Here is a 3,479-nt window from a genome sequence, read left to right on the forward strand (position 1 = left end):
TATCCATGATGCCGATGGTCATCTGTTGTACGCGGCGGGAACGTTGCTCAGCGAAAGTGTGACGTTGCCGGCGAACTCTCGCCTGGGTTCCGGTATCCGTCTGAACAAGGCCACGAGCCTAAAGGCCATGACCTGGCCCAAGGGCGTGCCGTTGCCAGGGGTTTTCGACCTCGATCTTTTAACGGTTTCCGGTGTGAAACTGAGCAGCTCGCTGGCCTTGCTGCGCGGTTCGCTGATTCCTTCGATGACTGATGTAAAGCTTGCCGACGGCACTTCGCTGATCGAACTGCGTCCGTTCAACGGCACGCAGCAAGGCAAGAACTGGGCGTTGGCCAGTATGTTGCCTTCGGGCAGTGCGTCATGGTCGATGCGCGCGGTGGCGGGTGCCGATCTAGAGGCGGCGGACAGCCGTGCCGTGAAGCCTGTCACCACCGATGGCAATCTGCGGCTGGCGGACACTCATTACGGTGTCACGCTTACCCAGGCAACCGGGATACTCGTGTGGGCACCGGGCAATCCGTATGACCTTCCGGGGTATTACCCTGTGCCCGATGACCAATTGGAGATCTGTGCGCAGATAGAAGGGCTCTGTGTGCCGATGGCACGCTGGGTATGGGCGCCGGGCAGTGGTCAAGGACCTGACTACGAACCCGTTCCCGAGGAGTATCAGGTCCTTTGTGAAATCTATCCGGAGTTCTGCATCGGCAATAATCCCGGCACAACCGCCAAGGCCCACAGCCAGATGTTCAGTGTGCTGCGCACCGGTACTGGCGATCTTGATCTGATGGCTGCCGGCAACTTGAGCATGGATTCACCGTTTGGCGTTTATACCGCCGGCACTCAATCAGCGAACGTCGATCCGTTGTACAACCAGAAACGCGGGTATCTCTCGAACAGTAATTCGGTATTGGGCAGCGCCGGTGCCGATTATGAAAAATGGGTCAACGGCGGCACCGACAGTCTTTACCAGGCCTGGTATCCGCAGATGGGCGGCAATCTGACGATCAACGCGGGCGGGTCTGTTTCGGGCGATTCGGTAGGGCAGAAAACTCGATCGACTTCAGGTGGAACCCGGGAGCAGATCGCAAGTGTCGCGGTGGGCAACTGGCTGTGGCGCCAAGGCACGGACAACCCGGATATGCCCACGGCCTGGTGGATCAACTTCGGCAGCTATGCCACCCAATTGATGCCAGATACGAACACCAATACCGAACCGTACCTGGTCGGGGTCACCGGTTTCGGCACTTTGGGCGGCGGTAATATCAGCCTGCGGGCCGGTGGTGATGCCGGCATGCTCAAGCCGTTGGGGGATGCCGTGAACAATCCTCGAAGCCAAGGTCTGATCGTCGCAGTCGGCAGCACCGGTCGAGTCGCCAGCGATGGCAGCGTGCAGATGACCGGGGGGGGTGACATGGATATTCGAATCGGCGGTACGTTCAACCCGTCGCTGCAAGCGCGGGCAGGAGAAACCGGTATCGGCAAACCGGTCCATGATCTGCAAGGTGCGCTGATCAACCTGCGCGGTGCGGCACAAATGACGGGTGGAGCACTGGGTGGCATCAACCTGAGGTACGGCGCCAGCACCGTGGTCAATGATCTTCGGGAAACCCGGGCACTTGATCCATTTACCTCGACCACCGGTAGCGCTTCCGGAGGCGTGGTGCTGATTCCGGGAGACTCGGGCATGAGCCTGAGCAGCCGTGGGGATCTGGTATTGGGTGGTGCAGCGGATCCTGGGCGAGTGAGTCTGATGAACGCCAGCCCGATCATGGCCGCCAACGGTAGCGTTCAGCAGGGCGGTACTCTGAGCGGCTTCTCATTGTGGACCGACCACACCGCAATCGATCTGTTCTCGGCTGGCGGGAACCTGACGCCGGGCACACAGATATCCGAGGTCAACTCATCCAACGGTCTGATCACGGGCCGCAATACCTCTCCTACCGATGGCCGGTTTGTCTATCCATCGATACTTCGTGCGGTGGCGGGCCAGGGATCCATCTATGCAGGACCATCCGCGACGTTCACTGGCGTAGACAACTACCCGCTGCAAGGTTACTCACTGCTCCTGGCTCCGTCGAAGTCGGGACAGCTTGAACTGCTGGCAGGTGACTCTATCTACGCCGGTGGCTATGCGATCAACCAGTCGGGGGCGAGCCCGATGGCCATTACCACGCCGTTCAACCCGGCGTTCAACACCTTTACCACCAACAGCAACACAAGCAAGCCGGTGCGCACCAACTACAGCGACGATGGCGTGGCACCAGAGAGTAACGTGCGATATCCGCTGTTTGCCTTTGGTCCCGATAGCTATTCGGGTTTGAACGACGTACAGGGGCCGGCGCGAATCTACGCACTGACGGGGGACCTGGTGGGCGTTCGCAGTGGTGAAACGTTGAGCTTTTCCACTTCCAAACGCACCTGGTACGAAGCGGCCGGTCCTGTGTGGATGATCGCCGGTCGTGACATCGTCGCCTCCGGCACCACCCTGGGGCAGCCTACGGCAGTACCGAGTTCAGAAATAAGCAACGGCAAGGATGGCATTTCTTCCACCGGCAACCTGTTTGTCCACAATGATCCGCGAGACGTATCGCGAGTGTCAGCAGGTCGCGACATTCTCTACAGCAACTTTGATATCGCCGGGCCGGGAACGCTGGATATCAACGCCGGGCGCAATATCCTTATGGAAAACCGCGCCAGCATCACCAGCCTCGGCTCGTTGGTGGCAGGCGATAAACAACCGGGTGCCAGCGTGGTATTGCAGGCCGGTGTGGGCGCGCAGGGGCCGGATTATTCGCGGTTCATTGCCCGCTATCTGAACCCGCAGAACCTTGCCGACCCGAACGCATCGCTCAACGGGCAGCCAGGCAAAGTGGTCAAGACTTACCTCGACGAATTGCAAAGCTGGCTGACCCTCGGCTATGGATTCAGCGGCAACACCGAACAGGCGCAAGCCTTCTTCGCTGCGTTGCCACGTGCGGAGCAGGCGATCTTCGCCCGTCAGGTGTACTTCGCCGAACTGCGTGCTGGTGGCCTGGAATACAACGATGTCGATGGCCCGCGCAAAGGCAGTTACCTGCGTGGTCGCAACGCCATTGCTTCGCTGTTCCCGACCACCGATGTGGCCGGCAATCCGATCCGCTACGACGGCGACATCACGCTTTATGGCGGTGCCGGGGTCAAGACTTTGTTCGGTGGCGATATCCAGATGCTCACGCCAGGCGGTGGTCAGGTGTTCGGCATCGAGGGCGCGGCGCCGCCCTCGACGGCGGGGATCATTACCCAGGGCTCGGGCAATATTCAGCTCTACTCCCAGGGCAGCATTCTGCTGGGACAGAGCCGGATCATGACCACGTTTGGTGGCTCGATCCTCGGCTGGTCCGCCGAAGGCGACATCAACGCCGGTCGGGGTTCGAAAACCACCGTGGTCTACACCCCGCCGAAACGCGTGTACGACACCTGGGGCAACGTGACCCTGTCGC

1 protein-coding gene is annotated in these 3,479 nt (G+C 60.2%); it reads left to right on the plus strand.

Features of this window, described 5'->3' with window-relative positions; genetic code table 11:
- A partial coding sequence (locus tag DBR24_RS31550; RefSeq protein ID WP_256591285.1) for a filamentous hemagglutinin family protein occupies positions 1 to 3,479 on the plus strand: 3,479 nt, incomplete at both ends.

It is taken from the genome of Pseudomonas sp. HMWF006 (assembly GCF_003061205.1).
Classification (GTDB): domain Bacteria; phylum Pseudomonadota; class Gammaproteobacteria; order Pseudomonadales; family Pseudomonadaceae; genus Aquipseudomonas; species Aquipseudomonas monsensis.